We start from the raw sequence: 17,599 nt of genomic DNA, 5'->3' as shown, positions 1-17,599 counted from the left end.
TTGATATTAACGACACGGGTAACCTCTCGGGTTCCGGACGGGTTCGTGCACGGAAGCCCGGATCGACGGGTACCTGAATGACGCCGGCGAGGATCGATCAGGACGGGCGGGCTCGGATCGGAACGCGAACGGTGACGACCGTTCCCGTGGGGTCGGCGTCGGCGAACTCGATCCGGCCGCCGACGATGTCGACGCCCCACGTGATCAACGAGAGGCCGAGCCCGCTTCCGTGACGGAGCGGCGTTTCGTCCCCCTCCTCGAGAATCGAGAGTTCCTCGTCGTCGATTCCGGGTCCGTTGTCGGCGACGACGACGTGCACGTCATCGTCGTCCGTCCCGGTTCGAGCGTCGATCCGGACGCGCGGGTCCGGATCGTCGTTGTGTTCGACTGCGTTCTCGATCAGGTCCTCGAAGACGACGGTCAACAGCTCGTCGACGTAGACGTCGGACGGGGCACCGTCGTAGTCGACCGTGACGTCCGGTCGAGCCTCTCGGGCCGACGTGATCGCATCGCGCAGGATCGAGTCCAACGAGAGCGGCCGCCGGCTCGTTCGATCACGGTCGAAGAGGTCGATGGCGCGGCGGACCTTCTCGCTGAGCTCCTCGATCTCCATCGCACGGTCGGCGATCCGGTCGGCGATCCGGCCGCCGTCGTCGTCGATCTCCTCGGCGTGCCCGAGGATGAGCTGCGTGGTCGTGCGGACGTCGTGCCTGAACACCCGGTTGAGTACGGTGAGCCGCCGTTGGCGCCGTAGATGGGCGCTGACGTCGTGAAGGGTGATCGACCGACCGATCGTGCGTCCGGTGTAATCGACGATCGAACACTCCGAGACGTCGTAGGCGCGCGTGCAATCGTCCGCGCGGAGCATCATTCGGTCGGTCGGTTCGGGCTCGTCGACGACCGCGGCGACCTGGGGGAAGGCGTCGGGGAACGCCCGTCCGAGGACGTCGTTCGGATCCGCCCGGAGGAACGCCGCGGCACGGTCGTTCAGCTCCACGACGTAGCCGTTCGAATCGAGAACGATCGCGCCCTCCTCCATCCGATCAAAGGCCAGCTGCCGCGCGTACCGGATCGGCGCGGGGTTGGTGCCGAACAGGCGGAACCGGGTGAGTGCGCCGAGGTAGGCGACGCCGGAGACGGCGAAGCCGATCGGCGTCGGGTCGACGCCGTAGGTCGGCAAGGCGTCGAGGAGATAGAGGGCGTTCGTCAGCCACGGCACGACGAGCCCGACGATGAGCGCGACGCTCTGGGCGCGGAACGCGAGGACGTCGCTGGTGATCAGTTCGAGGAGCGGAAGCGTTCCGAGCAGCCCGAGGAGGTAGGTGTAGCCCGCGGCGATCCAGAACCACGGCCCCGGGGTCCGCTCGAGCATCGTCACGCCGTTGATCTCGACCAGCGCGGAGCGGACGTACATCAGCTCGTGGGCGACGTTGGTCGCCCCGATGACCGCGACACACAGCGGCACGATCGAGGCGACCGCGACGTACCGCGGCTGGACGTACTCGTGGTGGCCCGAGTACTCGAGCGAAAAGAACAGCCACGCGACGGGGATGATCGCGACCCCGATCCAGGAGACGTCCACCCAGAAGGCCTTCGCGACGATCCCGGTCGCGTCGATCCGAAACAACAGGGTAACCGACCACCAGCACTGGCCGGCAAGCAGGACGGCTAGGGGGACCGACCCCGGGGTCGGTCGCTCGCGCCAGGCGATCAGTCCCCCCGTCATCCCGATCACGACCGTGCAGATCAACGCGGCCTTCAGGACCGTCAAGGGGATCACGGTGACTCTAGGTGGTGGTGACACCAGCCGGTAATCAAGATTGTGGACCTGAAGGACCGTCCAAAGTGGGATCGGATCGCTGAACCACGTTCAGTACCGGCGGAGCGAGATCGACGCGCCGGTGGGTTAGCCGCGGGCGACCGCCTCGAACCGCGAGCCGCCAGTCGAACACGCTTATACCGATCCCGCCCGCAGGTCCGGTATGAACGTTGTACCGGACACCAGTGCGGTCATCGACGGCCGCGTGTCCGAACGCGTCGCGGACGGGACCTACGAGGGGGCGACCGTCGTCGTCCCGGAGGCCGTGGTCGGCGAGCTGGAGTCGCAGGCGAACGACGGCCACGAGCCCGGCTGGGACGGTCTCTCCGAGCTCCAGCGACTCGCCGAGCTCGCCGACGAGGGGACGGTCTCGCTGTCGTACGTCGGCCGACGCCCGAGCGCCACCGAGACGCGGGCCGCCAGCGAGGGCGACGTCGACGCGATCATCCGGGACGTCGCGGAGGACCACGACGGGACGCTGCTGACCAGCGACGTCGTCCAGGCCGAGGTCGCGCGGGCGAAGGGGATCGACGTGGAGTACGTCGAGCCGGTCACCCGGGGCTCCGTCGAGGAGCTGCCGATAGCCGACTACTTCACCGAGGAGACGATGTCGGTCCACCTGAAGGCCGGCACCAGGCCGAAGGCCAAACGCGGAACCCTCGGGGAGATGCGCTACGAGGTCATCGAGGAGGAGCCCACGAGCGAGGATCGGATGGGCGAGTGGGCGACCGCGATCGTCAACCTCGCACGGGGGTCGAACGACGGCTTCGTCGAGCTCTCCGAGGAGGGAATGGACATCGTCCAGTACCGGAACTACCGGATCGCCGTCGCCCGGCCGCCCTTCGCGGACGGCATCGAGATCACCGCGGTCCGGCCGATCGCCAAGACCGAGCTCGACGATTACGAGTTCGCCGACGAGCTTCGCGAGCGCTTCCTCGAGTCGAAACGAGGGGTTCTCATCTCCGGCTCGCCGGGTGCCGGGAAGTCGACGTTCGCACAGGCGGTCGCGGAGTTCCTCAACGACAGCGACTACGCGGTCAAGACGATGGAGAAGCCGCGGGACCTCCAGGTCGGTCCGGAGATCACCCAGTACGGCGCTCTCGGCGGCGATATGGCGAACACCGCGGACTCGCTGCTGCTCGTCCGACCCGACTACACGATCTACGACGAGGTCCGGAAGACCGCCGACTTCGAGGTCTTCTCGGACATGCGGATGGCCGGCGTCGGGATGGTCGGCGTCGTCCACGCCTCCCGCGCCATCGACGCGCTCCAGCGGCTCGTCGGGCGCGTCGAACTCGGGATGATCCCCCAGATCGTCGATACCGTCGTCTACATCGAGGCCGGAAGAGTGCACACGGTCTACGACGTCGACACCGAGGTGAAGGTTCCCGAGGGACTCACCGCGGAGGACCTCGCGCGTCCGGTCATCCGGGTTCGGGACTTCGAGACCGGCCGCGCCGACTACGAGATCTACACGTTCAACCGCCAGGTGGTCACGGTGCCGATCGGGGCCGAGGGCGAGGACGGGGCCGAAAGCGGCGTCTCGCGGATCGCCAAACAGGAGATCGAACGCGAGATACGGTCGGTCGCCCGGGGCCACGTCGACGTGGAGCTGCAGGGACGCGACACCGCGATCGTCTACGTCGAGGAGGACGACATCTCCTACGTGATCGGGAAGGGCGGCGGCCGGATCTCCGACATCGAGAACCGCCTCGGCATCGACATCGACGTCCGGACCCACGACGAACGGCCGACCCCGACCGGCGACGGTGCCGGCGGGTCCGGAACCGGATCGGGGACGGCTACCGGCGCGGGCGGGGCCGGGGCGATGGGCGGCGACCGGGGCGCGGTCGTCCAGCCGGAGATCACCTCACGGCACGTCGTGATCCCCGTCGAGGAGGACGTCGGCGAGACGGTGGAGGTGCGCGCGGAGGACGAGTACCTCTTCACCGCAACCGTCGGACGAGGCGGCGAGATCCAGGTCTCTCGGGGTTCGGCGATCGCCGAGGAGCTCGAGGACGCGATCGACCGAAAGCGCACGATCTCGGTCGTCCCCGCACGGGGCTGATCCGAGCGTCCTCGCCGGATGGAAGCGTTCTCATCGGGCTGAACGAACCGTTCGGTCGCTCGGTGTCGTCCCCGGACGGCGCGGGGACGTCGTGAGGACGTTCGACGATCGACGTCACGAACGTCTCCGAAACGGCAACGCTTTTTTCCGGCTAACGGGAAGGGTCCGCATATGTCAAACGAGCTGAAGCGTGGTTTGGAGGGCGTTCTCGTCGCCGAATCCGAGCTGAGCTACATCGACGGGGACGTCGGCAAGCTCGGATACCGCGGCTACGCCATCGAGGACCTGGCGACGCAGGCCAGCTACGAGGAGGTGCTGTATCTCCTGTGGCACGGCGAGCTACCGACGCGCGCCGAGCTGGAGACGTTCGCCGGGAACCTCGCCGCGGAGCGCTCCGTCGACGACGACGTGCTCGCTGCGGTCGGGGACCTCGCCCGGTCCGGCGCCGATCCCATGGACGCGCTGCGAACGGCGGTCTCGATGCTTCCGACCTACGACCCCGAGGCGGACGCCGATGCCGAGGACCTCGCGGCCACCCGGCGCCAGGGCCGGCGCATCACCGCGAAGATCCCGACGATCCTCGCCGCCTTCGACCGCGTCCGGCGGGGCGAGGAGCCGCTCGACCCGGACGACGAGCTCGGCTACGCCGGAAACTTCCTGTACATGCTGACCGGCGCGCGGCCGGACGACGTCGCCGAGGAGACCTTCGACATGGCGTTGACGCTGCACGCCGACCACGGGCTCAACGCCTCGACGTTCGCTTCGATGGTCATCGCCTCGACGATGGCCGACATCTACTCGTCGGTCATCGGCGGGATCGGTGCCCTCTCGGGACCGCTCCACGGCGGCGCCAACGAGGACGTCATGGAGATGCTCGAGGAGATCGACGCGAGCGGGACCGACCCCGTCGAGTGGGCGACGGCCGCCCGCGAGGATGGACGGCGCATCCCGGGGTACGGCCACCGCGTCTACCGGGTGAAGGATCCGCGAGCCGAGATCCTCGAGCAGCGGCTTCGTGACCTCTCGGCGTCGAACGACGACACGAAGTGGCTCGACTACACGACGGCCATCGAGGAGTATCTCGCCGACCAGGGGCTCCTCGAGGAGGGGATCGCGCCCAACGTCGACTTCTACTCCGGCTCCGTCTACGACCACCTGGGGATCCCGACGGACATGTACACGCCCATCTTCGCGATGGCGCGGGCCGGCGGCTGGATCGCCCACGTCCTCGAGTACCAGACCGACAACCGGCTGATCCGCCCGCGAGCCCGGTACACCGGGCGGAAGGACGTCGAGTTCGTCCCGATCGACGAGCGGTGACGAACCCCGGCTCGATCACCCCAGGTACCCGAACGCCGACCGGAATCCGAACGCCGACCGAAAGCGAAGCGCCGCGGTGGGTTTAAGCCCGTCACCCACTCCTGCTACCGTATGCACCACGACTGTTCGTTCCTCGACGGTCTCGACCTCGAGGGGTCGGTTTCGCGCGGCAGCTCCGACCGGCGGAACCACGCGAGCGACTTCGGCACCCGGAAGGGGCAGGCGGTCGAACCCGACGCGGTGGCGTTTCCCGAATCGACCGCCGACGTCTCGGCCATCCTGGCGGCGGCCAACGAGCGCGGCGTCCCGGTGACGCCGTACGCGGCCGGAACCGGACTGGAGGCGAACGCGACGCCCGTCCAGGGCGGGATCAGCCTCGACATGACTCGGATGGATGCGATCCTCGAGATCCGTCCCGACGACCTGCAGATCGACGTCGAGCCGGGCGTCATCGGCGAGGCCGTCAACGAGGCGGTGGCCGGGCGCGGGCTCTTCTTCCCGCCGCTACCGTCCTCGGGATCGATCTCGACGATCGGCGGGATGATCGCCACCGACGCCTCGGGCCAGCAGACGGTGAAGTACGGCGAGGTCGCCGACTGGGTGCTCGAGCTCGAGGTCGTTCGTGCCGACGGAACGGTCCTGACGGTCGGCAGCAAGGCGGCCAAGACCTCGAGCGGGTACAACCTGCTGAACCTCGTGATCGGCAGCGAGGGAACGCTCGGGGTCGTCACGCGGGCGACGCTCCAGCTTGCCGGCCGTCCCGAGCAGATCAAGGGTGGTCGCGCAGTCTTCCCGACCCTCGAGGACGCGACCGAGGCGATCTCGGACGTGATCACCTCGGGGGTCGACGTCGCCAAGCTCGAGCTGATCGACGAGCGAACCGCGCGGATGGTCAACGCCTACGCCGACGTCGAGCTGCCGGAACGGCCGATGACGTTCGTCGAGTTCCACGCCAACCACGGGATCGACGAGGAGATCGACTTCTACCGGGCGATCGTCGAGGCGCACGACGTCGCCGAGTTCGCGATCGCGAGCGGCGACGAGATGGCCGAGCTCTGGCGCGCCCGCGAGGAGATCGCCTACGCGAGCGAGGAGTACGACCCCGACCGCGAGATGGAGGGATCCGGCGACGTGACGGTTCCGATCGGACGCTACCCGGAGATGATCGCGGCGGTCCAGTCGGTGGCCGAGTCGTACGACCTGTTCATCCCCTGCTTCGGTCACGCCGGGGACGGGAACCTCCATTACGGCGTGTTCGCGGACCACGGCGACCCGGAAGAGGTCGAGCGAGCGCGGGCTGCCCACGCCGAGATCGTCGACCGGGCGATCGAGCTCGGCGGGACGGCCACCGGCGAGCACGGGATCGGCGTCGGGAAGCGGAAGTTCCTCGAGCGGGAGCACGGGGCGGCGGGCGTGGAGACGATGCGCGCGGTCAAGGAAACGCTCGACCCGAACGGAATCCTGAACCCGGGGAAGGTGCTGCCGGACGCGGACGGTCAGGCGAGCGCCTCGGCGACCGACGGCGGCACGAAGGGTCGAACGAACCGGAAGTAGTACGGGCTCACGAAGCCCTCGATCACTCCCGCCAGCAGCAGGAGGATCCCCACCCCGACGAGCACCCGGAAGGCGCGCTCGAGGTCGTCCGCGAGGGCGACGCGGGAGTCGCTCCCGCGCCAGGTCCGCCAGCCCGACCGGCCGAGCTGCAGGCCGACCGCGCCGGCGACGAACAGCGCCGGGATCTCGAGGAGTCCGTGCGGGATCACGAACGCCACGAGCTCCAGGAGGTCCGTCTCCAGCCGGAAGGCGATCCCGAAGACGAAGCCGTTGAACCAGAGGGCGACGACGGTCGGGACCGCGAGGACGACGCCGGCGAAGGCGGTTCCGAGCGTGACCGTCCAGTTGTTCGCGAAGAACTCGACCGCCGCGGCGGGTGGGAGATGCCCCTCGAGGCGGGCCGCGATCGAGGCGGTGACCACGTCCTCGAACGGACCGGCAGCGACCCACCCGAGCGCGAAGCTCGCGACCGCGACCGCGACGACCAACGCGTGCGTCGGGAGGGTGGCTCGGACGAACTCGGTCATCTCCGACCAACCGCGACCGATGCCGGCACGGACCGACTCGCGGAGGGGATCGTCCGGCGGGTCGACGGAGTCGACCGCCTCGCGCCACCGGCCGAACAGGCCGGTCTTGACGAGATCGAGTCCCGGTGCCACCACGAGCAGGCTCGCGAGACCGACGAGGCTCGGGGCCTCCACCAACGCGAGGGCGCCGCCCGCTGAAGCCACGACGAACAGCGCGGCGGTCGTCAGGGCGTAGTAGCCGAGCGCGTCGGCCGGGTTCGCCCTGACGTACCCGAGTCCGGCGTCGATCCCGCCGAGAACGCCGACGTCGTCGACGACGATCGCGACGGGCGCGAACGCGAAGACGGCTCTGGTACAGAGCACGATGACCGTCCAGCCGAGGAGCGCCGCGAGGGCCGCAAGCACGCCGAGCACCGGGTGGACCACCGAGGCGACCGTGACGGCGATCGCGGCGCCGAGGGTGGCGGCGATCCAGATCGCGACCTCGAGCAGGTACGCCCCGAGGATCGAGGGCCAGTAGGCACGAACGCCGCCGATCCCGGCCAGCGTGCCCCGGTCGTCCCGCAGCCGGGCGAGACAGGCGGCGTACTGGCCGGCCGAGACGCCCGCCGAGAGGACGACCGAGAGCGCGATCGTCGCCGCCAGCGTCGCGGCGATCACGCCGAGGACGACGGGATCGGCGAGCGGCTCGAGAACGGTGCTCAGGGAGTCGGTCCACCGCTGGAACGCGGCCGGGTCGGTCTCCGGGTCGGGCATCGATCCGAGGTCCCCCTCAGCGAGCGCGGCTCGGACGCGCCCGACCCGGCCGGTCATCTCGAGATACGCGTAGGCGGCCACGAATCCGACGGCCGTGACCGCGCGCGTGATGACCGGGATCGCCGTCCCGAGCACGTAGAAGGGCAGGAGGTCCGTGGGGCGTCGCCGGTAGGCGGCGACGGCGTTCGTCAGGGCGGCTGACAGGTCCATATCGGGGCGAACGGCGAGGGGATACTTAAAAGGGAACGCCGGTGGCGGACGAGTCAGCCCGAACGACGACGCGACGACGGCCGTCCGACGTCCGATCCGGGTCACCGCCCTCCCACGGTTATACTTTCACTGTGCCAGCCGGACCTTTTTATAATCGGAGCCGTACCCTACAGATGCACGTCACACGCGTGCATTCCCCCTTTCCCCACATCGCTTCCGTCCAGCGGCGCGTCCCGTGGTTCATCGTCCTACTCGACCCGGCGCGTCCCGTGGTCCGTCGCACGCCGATCCAGCGACGCGTCGTCCGCCGGCGATCGGACCCGAAACCATTAGCGGTCGCGGCGTCCAGGTGGGGACGATGCTGTCGATCGATGACGTCCGCGCCGCCCGCGAGCGGGTCGAGGAGGTCGCCCGGCGGACTCCCCTCGAGCGGTCCCGCACCTTCTCGGAGCTGACGGGCGCGGACGTCCACCTCAAGTTGGAGACGTTTCAGCGAACCGGCGCGTTCAAGATCCGCGGGGCGACGAACCGGATCGCCACCCTCTCGCCGGCCGAGCGCGAGGCGGGCGTGGTGACCGCGAGCGCGGGCAACCACGCGCAGGGCGTCGCGCTCGCGGCCGCGCGCGCTGACGTCGAGTCGACGATCGTGATGCCCGAGCACGCGCCGGTCTCGAAGGTGAAGGCCACGCGCGGGTACGGCGGGGAGGTCGTGCTCCACGGGATCGACTACCAGGAGGCGCAGGCGCGGGCCCACGAGATCGAGGCCGCGGAGGACCGGACGTACGTCCACGCGTTCAACGACGAGGCGGTGATGGCCGGTCAGGGGACGATCGGCCTGGAGATCGCCGAGGACTGCCCGCAGGCCGACACCGTCGTCGTTCCGATCGGCGGCGGCGGGCTCATCGCGGGGATCGCCACGGCGGTCACCGAGGAGCTCGACGACGTGCGGGTCGTCGGCGTCCAGGCGGAGGGCGCCGCCTCGGCCGCCCAGTCGCTGGCGTCCGGCCGGGTCGAGACGATCGACAGCGTCGACACGATCGCCGACGGGATCGCGACGCGGTCGGTCGGCGAGATCCCCTTCGAGGTCATCCGGGAGCGCGTCGACGAGGTCGTGACCGTCTCGGACACGGAGATCGCCCACGCGCTCACGCTGCTATTGGAGCGCTCGAAGGTCCTCGTCGAGGGGGCGGGCGCGGTGCCGCTGGCGGCCGTCCTCGCGGAGGCGTTCGCATACGAGGACGACGAGACGATCGTGGCCGCGCTGTGTGGCGGGAACATCGACATGAACCGCCTGACGACCGTCATCATGCGCGGACTCATCGAGATGGGTCGATATTTGAAGGTGAAGATGGCGCTGAAGGACCGGCCGGGGGAGCTGGAGCGCGTGGCAAGCATCGTCTCGGACCACGGGGCCAACGTCTACGCGGTCCACCACGACCGGACCTCCCGGGACGTCGCGGTCAACGCCGCGGACCTCGAGGTGGAGATGGAGACCCACGACGCCGAACACGCCGCGGCGATCGTCGCGAGCCTGGAGGCGGACGGCTACGAGGTCGAGATCCTCGCGTGAGGACCCGACACGACCGACGGGACACGGCGGTGGCGCGACGGTAATGCGGCGGTGATGCGGCGGTGATGCGGCGGTAATGCGGCGGTAATGCGGCGGTGATGCGGCGGTAATGCGGCGGTGGCGCGACGGTGATACGACGCGATCCGGGACGTTGAAGGCGCGACCGGACGAACGGCGCGTGTGACCGACGACGACCCCGTTCCCGGAACGCCGGCCACGCCCGCCGCCCGCGCGAAGTCGGCGGCGCTGTGGGGGATCGTCGGCGGGTTCTCGTTTCTGGTCGCGATACAGGGCTACCGGCTGGTCAGCGCCGGAGCGCTCCCGGTCGGGATCGGCGGCACGGTGCTCATCGCGGTCGCGGTCGCCGCGGTCGTGGCCGGGATCGCCTACGCACTCGAGCACCGCCTGCGGGCGAAAAGAAGGGTTTAACAGTCGGACGGCAGTAGGACGAATCGAGCCGGGATGGCCGAGTGGCAAGGCGCACGCCTGGAAAGCGTGTTCCCTCACGGGATCGAGGGTTCAAATCCCTCTCCCGGCGTTTTCTTCCGCGGATCAGATCCGAACCGGTGAGGACGGCTGCTCGTGGGAGTCGGACCGCCGTCCCGCTTCTTCCCCTCGAACCGCTGCCTCACTCCCGGCCGTCGGTGATGTTCTCGAACAGCTCGGGATCGGTTCCGAACTTGAGCACGTTCGTCAACGCGTGGTTGCGGAGATTGTTGATCACCTTGCCGTGCTCCTTGTAGAACTCGTGGATCCACTTGGACTCGGCCTCGCTGCTGGGGAACATCATCACTGCGCGCCACTGGTAGGCCCCGTCACACAGGAAGTAAAACAGGGTGCTCTTGTCCTCGCGGATGTGTTCCATCGCGTCGCGCCAGCCGTCCTCGAAGTGTTCGGGGTTGAACTGGAACTCGAACAGCGAGAAGCTGAAGTACGCCTCGTTCGGGAGGATCGCCTCCCGGAAGACGTTCGCGTCGCGCATGTTTCGTATCGACTTGCTCACGGTGACGTGTGAGACGTCGATCCCGTGTTCCGCCTCGAGGACGTCGGTCAGCTCCCGAGCCGACAGCTGGGGGTCCCGGGCCAGCTCGCGGAGGATCATCACGTCGCGCTCCTTGAAGTCCCACTCCGGTTCGGTGTCGGTCATCTCACGTAGGGAGTGGCGAGGCCGGGAGGTCGAGAAGCTTTCGGTCGGATCCTCGTCCGGCACGGCCGATTCGGAGCCGCTTCCGGCGGCCGACGCCGCGTTCTCGTCCCGATCACGGTTGACGGGAGTCCCCTCGGCGGCGTCCGAAGCCTCGTCGTCGGCGGTCATCGGCCGATCACCGTCCCGCCGACCGCGCCGCGATGAAATACCGATTGGTAATACATACCATAAAATACGTTGAGGGTGGTAAATAATTTCCCGTTGTCCGGGCGCTGCGGTAATGGGTGGTCGAGCCGTGGAGTCCACCCCCGTCGCGTGCCGTCGCGAGGTATCGGATCGACGGCAATAATTAACAATGTGTACGTCGATGGGCAGGTATGAACGATGGCGGACCACCCGCGAGGGTCGATCACGTCGGCATCGCCGTCGAGGACGTCGAGTCGGCCGAGCCGCTGTTGGCCGCGCTCGGCTGTGACCGACTGATAGACGACGTCGTCGACGACCGGTTCCGGTGGGTCTACTACGAGCTGGGCGACGGATCGCGGATCGAGCTCATCGAGCCGGTCGCCGAGGAGTCGTTCCTGACCGAGTACCTCGACCGGCACGGCCCCGGCCTCCATCACGTGACGATCGAGGTCGCCGACATCGACGCGATGACCGCAACGCTGGAGGCCACGGGCTTCCAGGTCGTCGACCGCGAGGAGTACGCCGAGTGGACCGAGGCGTTCGTGTCCCCGCGGAACCCGACCGGAACGCTGTTCCAGCTGATGGAGTACACCGCGGCCTATCCCGAGAACCGGGAGTACGCACCAACGGACCTGTTCGTCGGCGACGACCGCCTCTCTCGGGAGTGAACGGGGTGCCGAGATCCGGCCTGGGCGTATTGATTGGAAAGAATTCCCGAAAGTTTAAATTACTATGTAAAATATGATGTCCCGTTGGCGACGATCATCGTCAGACACTCACACTCACGTGCCGACCGTCGGCACGAGGGGACGCCATCGTGCCGCGGGAGATGGCGACCGGGGCGGTCGCAGGTTACGCCGCGCCGACGCAGCCACGAACCACGCTGACGCAGCCACGAACCACGCTGACGCAGCCACGAACCACATCGACGAACACCGACGAACCCGCTCACACCGACGAATCCACATCCGAAAGATCACCCATGAAACGACCACTACTCACGACGGACTTCCTCGACAGGGCAGTCACGCTCTTCGGCGACGACGTCGGCGTCATCGCCGCGGACGGAACAGAGTTCACCTACAACGAGCTGAACGACCGCATCAACCGGCTCTCGAACGCGCTGTTGGAGTGGGGCATCGAGAAGGGCGACCGCGTGGCGCTGTTGTCGCCGAACTCCCACCGGTTCATCGAGACGCTGTACGCGACGATGCAGATCGGCGCGCTGTTCGTCCCGCTCAACTTCCGGCTGCAGCCGACCGAGTACGATTACCTCGTCGACGACAGCTCGCCCTCGGTGCTGATCTCCCATACGGGGTTCACCGAGAAGGTCGACCATCTCCGGGGGACCGACGTCGAGGCGGGCACCTCGGTCGAGCAGTGGGTCGCCTACGACGGGGACGCCGCCGGGGAGGGCTGGCACGGCTACGAGGACGTGCTCGCCGAGCACTCCCCGGATCAGCCGGACCGGCCGGACCTCTCGGAGGAGGACGACGCGACCATCCTCTACACCAGCGGCACCACCGGCGACCCGAAGGGAGTCGTCCACACCCATCGGATCCAGCATTACCACGCGCTGATCCACTCCCATCACGTCGAGTTCGAGGACGACGACACGCTGTTGTGGACCTCGCCGATGTTCCACATCAACGGGTGGGGACACATCTACGGCCTCACCGGGATCGGCGGCACCCACGTCATCCTCGAACAGTTCGATCCCGAGACCGTCTTCGAGCACATCGCCAACCACGACGTGAGCTACCTCGGCGGTGCGCCGACGGTGTTGAACATGCTGTTGGACTATTACGAGGACGCCGACGTGCCCGCGACCGGCGAGAAGCCGGTGCGCGTCGAGACGGCCGCGAGCCCGCCGCCGAAGAGCACGATCCGGGAGGTCGAGGACGAGCTCGGCTGGCGGATCATCCACGCCTACGGCGCCACCGAGACCGGACCGATCGTCACGACCAGCAACTCCCGACGGAAGATCCAGCAGGGCGATAAGTACGACATCATCAACAAACCCGGCTTCGCCACGCTCAACACGGAGATCCTCGTCGTCGACCAGCACGGCGAGCCGGTTCCGACCGACGACGAGACCCAGGGCGAGGTGATCGTTCGCGGCAACCAGGTGCTCGACCGCTACTGGAACAAGCCCGACGAGACCCACCGGGCGTTCCACGACCGGCGCGACGGCTGGTTCCACACGGGCGACATCGCCACCTGGGACGACGACCGGATGCTCACGATCGTCGACCGGAAGAAGGACGTCATCATCTCCGGCGGGGAAAACATCTCGACGATCGAGGTCCAGGACGTCATCTACGAACACCCCGACGTGCAGGTCGCCGCGGTCATCGGCGTCCCCCACGAGAAGTGGGGCGAGACGCCGAAGGCACTGGTCGTGACCGCCGAGGACTCCGACCTCACCGAGGACGAGCTGATCGAGTTCACCCGCGAGCGGCTTGCTCACTACAAGTGTCCGACCAGCGTCGAGTTCCGCGACGCCCTCCCGCAGACCTCGACCGGCAAGATCCAGAAGTACGAGCTCCGCGAGGAGTTCTGGGACGACGAGGAGAAGAACGTCGGGTGACGCGGCCACACCACCGGCGTCTTGCGTTGCGACGCCGCGGTCAGCGTGGCTGGGTCGCGGATCGATTATGGTTCGAGGATCGATTTCGGGATCCACCATCGGGAGGACGACGATACCGGGCGGAGAGTGACGAAAATGGAGAGTGACGAAGAGTGCCGGAGACGGGAAGCACCGAAAACCGGTCCTAGCGGTCGTCGTCACGCGTGAGCCGCTCGCGGCGACGGTCGAACTCCTCGTCATCGATCTCGCCGCGAGCGTACCGCTCCTGGAGGACGGCGAGTGCGCCAGTCTCAGTGGAATCGTTCGATCGTGACCGTGTCGCCAACCAGTAGACGATGGAGACGGGCAGGGCGACGAGGAGGGCCATCCACAGCAGACCGACCAGCATCATCCCCCAGCCCCATCCACTCCAGCCGGCCATGTGGCCGCCGTTCCACATACCGCCGTGCCAGCCCCACGTCATTCCATCCGGGACGGTCGCGTGCGTCAGCGCCATTCCGCCGACGACGGCCAGCGACAGTGCTCCGATGACGATGAGTCCCAGCGAATGAGTCCCGCGTGCTTGAATTGGATTTTGCATAGTTGTACTCCAAAGAAGCTCGGCGTGGTTAGCCGAGGATGTATTCGAGGGCGGGGTAGCGCTCGACGAGCGCCACGCCGCCGACCTCGTACTGCTCGATGTACCGGTCGAGTCCCAGGATGCGGCCCGCGGCGAACGCGGCGACCGCGAGGAACACGAGCATGTACGCGAAGTCCCCGTTGATGAACCCGTGAGAGATGTCCCAGTTCCCGAAGTAGAACATGAGCATCATCAGCGCGCCGAAGAACGCCGCGAGGCGAACGAGCGCGCCCACGAGGAGGCCGAGGCCGATGAGCAGCTCGCCCCACGGGACGGCCACGTTCGCGAACTCGACGAACCACGGCGTCGACCCCATCCACGCGAACATCCCGGCAAGCGGATTGCCGTTCGTCGCGGCGACGTTCGTGAGGTAGCCGCCGGCGGAGAACTCGCCGATGATCTTCGTGAATCCGGAGTATGCGAACGCATAGCCCATCATCAGACGGAGCGCGAGCACGAACCACGCGCTGAGGCTGTGCACTTTCCCGCCGACGGTCAGGCCGCCGATCCTGCTCTCGAGCTGGTTCATACCGGAGTCGAGTGTGGACATAATTATTGCACCTTCAATTATCAGTAGGACGGAAGAGGCTATATAATAGCGAGCCGGCGTTCCGAGTCGGAAAACCGACGGGCTATATTACCCTCCTCCAGCGAGTAGGGACTCGTGACCGAGGAGCCCGATCCGCCGGCTGTCTTCGCCACCCTCGACGACGAGTACGCCCGGGACATCCTCGTGGCGACGAAGGCCGACCGGCTGTCCGCGAAGGAACTCAGCGAGGAGTGCGACATGTCGCGCCCGACCGTCTCCCGGCGCGTGAACCGACTCCTCGAGCAGGGTCTCCTCGAGGAATACACGCACGTCGATCCCGGGGGACGACATTACAGCGAGTACGAGGCGCGCCTCGAACGCGTCGAAGTGCTCCTCAATGCGGAGGGCTTCGACGTTCGGATCGACGTCCGGCCCGACCCCGCCGACCGGATCACGTCCATCTTCGAGGAGATGCGGGGGGACTGACTCATGGAACACACCCTATTCGTCATCGGCAAACTGTTCACCACCGCATTAGCGCTGGTCATCGCGTACCAGGCCTATCGTGGCTACCAACGGCATCACACGCAGTTGCTCCTGTACGTTGCCGCCGGCTTCGCGCTCGTCGGACTCGGCGGCCTCCTCGAGGGCGCGCTCTTCGAAGTCCTCCGGGTGTCGATCTTCGAAGCCGGATTCGTCGCGGCACTCGTCACCGCAGCCGGAATGTTGTCCATCCTGTACGCTCTCTACGCTCCGAACCCCTGAGCGGCACCGTTTTTGGAAGAAGGAAGGGCCGTGATCGTGGATCGAGAACGGGACTCGACGGCGACGAGCCGATTCCGACCGGATCGGAACGAACCGGTGGAAGACGCGGTGCCGGTCGGACCGGCGCGAACCGGTAGAAGACGCGGTGCCGGTCAGATCGGGATGAACCGATAGCAGACGCGATGCCGGTCAGGCCGACACGACGGGTGGCAGATGCGGTGCCGGTCAGGCCGGCACGAACCGGTAGAAGACCCGGTCCTGGTCGGTCGGGCCGTCGATGTCGACGATCTTCAGCCGGACCGGATCGCCGATCTCGAGATCCTCGTAGCTCGCGTCGTCGATCCGCGCCGACAGCCGCACGTCGCCCAGATCGACGACGCCGGCGACGAACGGCGTGTCGTCGGTCATCCCGATCGCCGCGGTGCCGCGGACCTCGGTGAACGAGTGGAGCGTTCCCTCGTGGGGAAGCGACGTGTACGAGAGGTCGTCGCTCAGACACTCGGGACAGACGATCCGGGGCGGGAAGTGAACCGCCCCGCAGGCGTCACACCGCGTGGTGGTGAAGTCGCCGTCCCGGAGGTTGTCGTAGAACTCGTGGATCCCGGTGTGTTCGGCGTCCTGCAGGTCGTAGAAGTCGAGCAGCCGGGGGAGATCGACCTCGTTCGGGATCGAGACCGTCTCGCGGGGCGGTTCCTCGCTGGACGCTTCATCGCCGGCGGACCCGTCGTTGGACCGGTCGTCGCGCGTCATTGTGGATCCCTCCCGAGGGTCATCACGCTGTGAACTGACCCGCTGCCGCTCAGGTTGTGGATCAGGCCGGTCTCGGGATCGCCCGCGACCGCGCGCTCGGCGGGCACGTCGCCGGTGAACTGTCGGTAGATCTCCAGCGCCTGACAGACCCCGGTGGCGCCGAGCGGATGGCCGCAGCCGAGCAGCCCCCCGCGGGGGTTGACCGCGACGTCGCCGTCGAGCTCGCTGCGGCCCTCCTCGATGAAGGCGCCGCCCTCGCCCTCGTCGGCGAAGCCGAGCTGTTCGTACTCGATCACCTCGCTGATCGAGAAGCAGTCGTGAACCTCCGCGACGTCGATCTCGGCGAGCGGGTCCTCGATGCCGGCCTGATCGTAGGCCTTCTCGGAGGCCTCCCGCGCCTGCGGCCAGGTCGTCATCGACGGCAGATTGTTGATCGAGTTGCTCGAGAGACAGGACTGGCCGCTGCCGGTGATGTAGGCCGGGGTGTCGGTCACCTCCCGCGCCTTCTCCTCGCTGACGAGCAGGACGCCGGCGGCGCCGTCCGTGATGCCGCTGCAGTCGAGCAGGTTCAACGGCGGCGCGATCGGGTAGGAATCGAGCACGTCGTCGACCGAGACCGCCTCGCGGTACTGTGCGAAGTCGGTAGCGGCGGCGTGGCTCTTGTTCTTCGCGCTCACCATCGCGAGCTGCTCGCGGGTGGTCCCGTGTTCGTGCATGTGTCGCTGGGCGAACTGCGCGAAGTGGGAGGGGCCGTTGAGCCCGTTGACGCCGTCGAACTCGCGGTCGAGCACGTTCGTCATCGTCGACTGCATCTCGGGCATGTACTCCTTGCCGAGGTTCATCTTCTCGACGCCGATCACCAGCGCGACGTCGATCTGGCCGGCGGCGATCGCCAGCCACGCGTACCGGAGCGCCGCCTGCCCGCTCGCACACGCGAGTTCCGTCCGCGAGATCATCTCCGCGTCGATTCCCAGCAGCTCCGCAACCAGCGGGGCGACGTGGCTCTGGAAGGCGAAGCGTTCGGGCTGGACGGCGCCGACGAACAGCCCCTCGACGTCCGACTGGTCGATGCCGTCGACGTCGTCGAAGGTCGCCTTGCCGGCCTCCTGGGCGAGGTCCTTCCAGGTCGCCTCCCGTTCGCCCCACTCGGTCAGGCCGCCGCCGACGATCGCTGCGTTTCGGGACATCG

Annotated in this window: 16 protein-coding genes and 1 tRNA gene; 10 read left to right on the top strand and 7 right to left on the bottom strand. The window is 67.6% G+C overall.

Features of this window, described 5'->3' with window-relative positions; all coding sequences use genetic code 11:
- Positions 1 to 97: 97 nt before the first annotated feature.
- On the bottom strand, positions 98 to 1,804 hold the full coding sequence (locus tag CPZ00_RS08920) for a histidine kinase N-terminal 7TM domain-containing protein (RefSeq protein WP_199243343.1): 1,707 nt from the start codon (positions 1,802 to 1,804) through the stop codon (positions 98 to 100).
- 178 nt (positions 1,805 to 1,982) lie between these two features.
- Between CPZ00_RS08920 and CPZ00_RS08915 the strand changes: the two genes are divergently transcribed.
- The 3 genes from CPZ00_RS08915 to CPZ00_RS08905 all read left to right on the top strand — a co-directional run bounded on the left by CPZ00_RS08915 (position 1,983) and on the right by CPZ00_RS08905 (position 6,761).
- Positions 1,983 to 3,887, top strand: a complete 1,905-nt coding sequence (locus tag CPZ00_RS08915; protein ID WP_096390569.1) for a PINc/VapC family ATPase — start codon at positions 1,983 to 1,985, stop codon at positions 3,885 to 3,887.
- A 171-nt stretch (positions 3,888 to 4,058) separates the two neighbouring features.
- Complete coding sequence (gene citZ / locus CPZ00_RS08910; RefSeq protein ID WP_096390568.1) at positions 4,059 to 5,207, top strand: citrate synthase; 1,149 nt, start codon at positions 4,059 to 4,061, stop codon at positions 5,205 to 5,207.
- A gap of 111 nt (positions 5,208 to 5,318) precedes the next feature.
- Positions 5,319 to 6,761 carry an FAD-binding oxidoreductase gene (locus CPZ00_RS08905; protein WP_096390567.1) on the top strand — a complete coding sequence of 481 codons (1,443 nt, stop codon included), beginning with the start codon at positions 5,319 to 5,321 and terminating at the stop codon, positions 6,759 to 6,761.
- Here the strand turns inward: CPZ00_RS08905 and CPZ00_RS08900 are convergent.
- Positions 6,704 to 8,254: a stage II sporulation protein M gene (locus CPZ00_RS08900; protein ID WP_096390566.1), complete on the bottom strand. Its 1,551-nt coding sequence runs from the start codon at positions 8,252 to 8,254 to the stop codon at positions 6,704 to 6,706. The genes CPZ00_RS08905 and CPZ00_RS08900 overlap by 58 nt on opposite strands.
- 358 nt (positions 8,255 to 8,612) lie before the next feature.
- On the opposite strand from CPZ00_RS08900, the gene ilvA reads away from it, so the two are divergent.
- The 3 genes from ilvA to CPZ00_RS08885 all read left to right on the top strand — a co-directional run bounded on the left by ilvA (position 8,613) and on the right by CPZ00_RS08885 (position 10,362).
- Positions 8,613 to 9,824, top strand: coding sequence for a threonine ammonia-lyase (gene ilvA, locus CPZ00_RS08895; RefSeq protein ID WP_096390565.1), 1,212 nt, complete (start codon positions 8,613 to 8,615; stop codon positions 9,822 to 9,824).
- 180 nt (positions 9,825 to 10,004) lie between these two features.
- Entirely contained in the window at positions 10,005 to 10,253 is a 249-nt protein-coding gene (locus CPZ00_RS08890; RefSeq protein WP_096390564.1) for a hypothetical protein, read from the top strand.
- A 27-nt stretch (positions 10,254 to 10,280) separates the two neighbouring features.
- Positions 10,281 to 10,362 (top strand) — tRNA-Ser (locus tag CPZ00_RS08885).
- 90 nt (positions 10,363 to 10,452) lie between these two features.
- On the opposite strand, the gene CPZ00_RS08880 is transcribed toward CPZ00_RS08885, so the two are convergent.
- A complete protein-coding gene (locus CPZ00_RS08880; protein ID WP_096391657.1) occupies positions 10,453 to 10,971 on the bottom strand; it encodes a winged helix-turn-helix domain-containing protein in 519 nt (172 codons plus the stop codon).
- Positions 10,972 to 11,348: 377 nt separating this feature from the next.
- On the opposite strand from CPZ00_RS08880, the gene CPZ00_RS08875 reads away from it, so the two are divergent.
- Both CPZ00_RS08875 and CPZ00_RS08870 read left to right on the top strand, forming a co-directional pair.
- On the top strand, positions 11,349 to 11,825 hold the full coding sequence (locus CPZ00_RS08875) for a VOC family protein (protein WP_096390563.1): 477 nt from the start codon (positions 11,349 to 11,351) through the stop codon (positions 11,823 to 11,825).
- A gap of 314 nt (positions 11,826 to 12,139) precedes the next feature.
- Positions 12,140 to 13,747 carry a long-chain-fatty-acid--CoA ligase gene (locus CPZ00_RS08870; RefSeq protein ID WP_096390562.1) on the top strand — a complete coding sequence of 536 codons (1,608 nt, stop codon included), beginning with the start codon at positions 12,140 to 12,142 and terminating at the stop codon, positions 13,745 to 13,747.
- Between the two features lie 184 nt (positions 13,748 to 13,931).
- Here CPZ00_RS08870 and CPZ00_RS08865 read toward each other — a convergent pair whose 3' ends face one another.
- Positions 13,932 to 14,327, bottom strand: coding sequence for an SHOCT domain-containing protein (locus tag CPZ00_RS08865; protein ID WP_096390561.1), 396 nt, complete (start codon positions 14,325 to 14,327; stop codon positions 13,932 to 13,934).
- A gap of 28 nt (positions 14,328 to 14,355) precedes the next feature.
- Positions 14,356 to 14,916 carry a DoxX family membrane protein gene (locus tag CPZ00_RS08860; RefSeq protein ID WP_096390560.1) on the bottom strand — a complete coding sequence of 187 codons (561 nt, stop codon included), beginning with the start codon at positions 14,914 to 14,916 and terminating at the stop codon, positions 14,356 to 14,358.
- A gap of 114 nt (positions 14,917 to 15,030) precedes the next feature.
- On the opposite strand from CPZ00_RS08860, the gene CPZ00_RS08855 reads away from it, so the two are divergent.
- Both CPZ00_RS08855 and CPZ00_RS08850 read left to right on the top strand, forming a co-directional pair.
- Positions 15,031 to 15,381: an ArsR/SmtB family transcription factor gene (locus CPZ00_RS08855; RefSeq protein ID WP_096390559.1), complete on the top strand. Its 351-nt coding sequence runs from the start codon at positions 15,031 to 15,033 to the stop codon at positions 15,379 to 15,381.
- 3 nt (positions 15,382 to 15,384) lie between these two features.
- Positions 15,385 to 15,660, top strand: coding sequence for a DUF7521 family protein (locus tag CPZ00_RS08850; RefSeq protein WP_096390558.1), 276 nt, complete (start codon positions 15,385 to 15,387; stop codon positions 15,658 to 15,660).
- 225 nt (positions 15,661 to 15,885) lie between these two features.
- Here CPZ00_RS08850 and CPZ00_RS08845 read toward each other — a convergent pair whose 3' ends face one another.
- Together CPZ00_RS08845 and CPZ00_RS08840 are read right to left on the bottom strand one after the other, a co-directional pair.
- The gene (locus CPZ00_RS08845; RefSeq protein WP_096390557.1) at positions 15,886 to 16,410 is read right to left on the bottom strand and encodes a Zn-ribbon domain-containing OB-fold protein; all 525 of its coding nucleotides are present in this window, start codon (positions 16,408 to 16,410) and stop codon (positions 15,886 to 15,888) included.
- On the bottom strand, positions 16,407 to 17,597 hold the full coding sequence (locus tag CPZ00_RS08840) for a thiolase C-terminal domain-containing protein (protein WP_096390556.1): 1,191 nt from the start codon (positions 17,595 to 17,597) through the stop codon (positions 16,407 to 16,409). Before CPZ00_RS08840 ends, CPZ00_RS08845 begins: the two co-directional genes overlap by 4 nt.
- Positions 17,598 to 17,599 lie beyond the last annotated feature (2 nt).

It is taken from the genome of Halopenitus persicus, assembly GCF_002355635.1.
GTDB classification, from domain to species: Archaea; Halobacteriota; Halobacteria; order Halobacteriales; family Haloferacaceae; genus Halopenitus; species Halopenitus persicus_A.
This window is presented reverse-complemented; position numbering and strand designations above follow the sequence as displayed.

Coding starts and splice junctions, on each gene's coding strand:
- CPZ00_RS08915 (WP_096390569.1), top strand. CDS start 1,983: ATGAACGTTGTACCGGACACCAGTGCGGTCATCGACGGCCGCGTGTCC.
- citZ (WP_096390568.1), top strand. CDS start 4,059: ATGTCAAACGAGCTGAAGCGTGGTTTGGAGGGCGTTCTCGTCGCCGAA.
- CPZ00_RS08905 (WP_096390567.1), top strand. CDS start 5,319: ATGCACCACGACTGTTCGTTCCTCGACGGTCTCGACCTCGAGGGGTCG.
- CPZ00_RS08900 (WP_096390566.1), bottom strand. CDS start 8,254: ATGGACCTGTCAGCCGCCCTGACGAACGCCGTCGCCGCCTACCGGCGA.
- ilvA (WP_096390565.1), top strand. CDS start 8,613: ATGCTGTCGATCGATGACGTCCGCGCCGCCCGCGAGCGGGTCGAGGAG.
- CPZ00_RS08880 (WP_096391657.1), bottom strand. CDS start 10,971: ATGACCGACACCGAACCGGAGTGGGACTTCAAGGAGCGCGACGTGATG.
- CPZ00_RS08875 (WP_096390563.1), top strand. CDS start 11,349: ATGAACGATGGCGGACCACCCGCGAGGGTCGATCACGTCGGCATCGCC.
- CPZ00_RS08870 (WP_096390562.1), top strand. CDS start 12,140: ATGAAACGACCACTACTCACGACGGACTTCCTCGACAGGGCAGTCACG.
- CPZ00_RS08865 (WP_096390561.1), bottom strand. CDS start 14,327: ATGCAAAATCCAATTCAAGCACGCGGGACTCATTCGCTGGGACTCATC.
- CPZ00_RS08860 (WP_096390560.1), bottom strand. CDS start 14,916: ATGTCCACACTCGACTCCGGTATGAACCAGCTCGAGAGCAGGATCGGC.
- CPZ00_RS08850 (WP_096390558.1), top strand. CDS start 15,385: ATGGAACACACCCTATTCGTCATCGGCAAACTGTTCACCACCGCATTA.
- CPZ00_RS08845 (WP_096390557.1), bottom strand. CDS start 16,410: ATGACGCGCGACGACCGGTCCAACGACGGGTCCGCCGGCGATGAAGCG.
- CPZ00_RS08840 (WP_096390556.1), bottom strand. CDS start 17,597: ATGTCCCGAAACGCAGCGATCGTCGGCGGCGGCCTGACCGAGTGGGGC.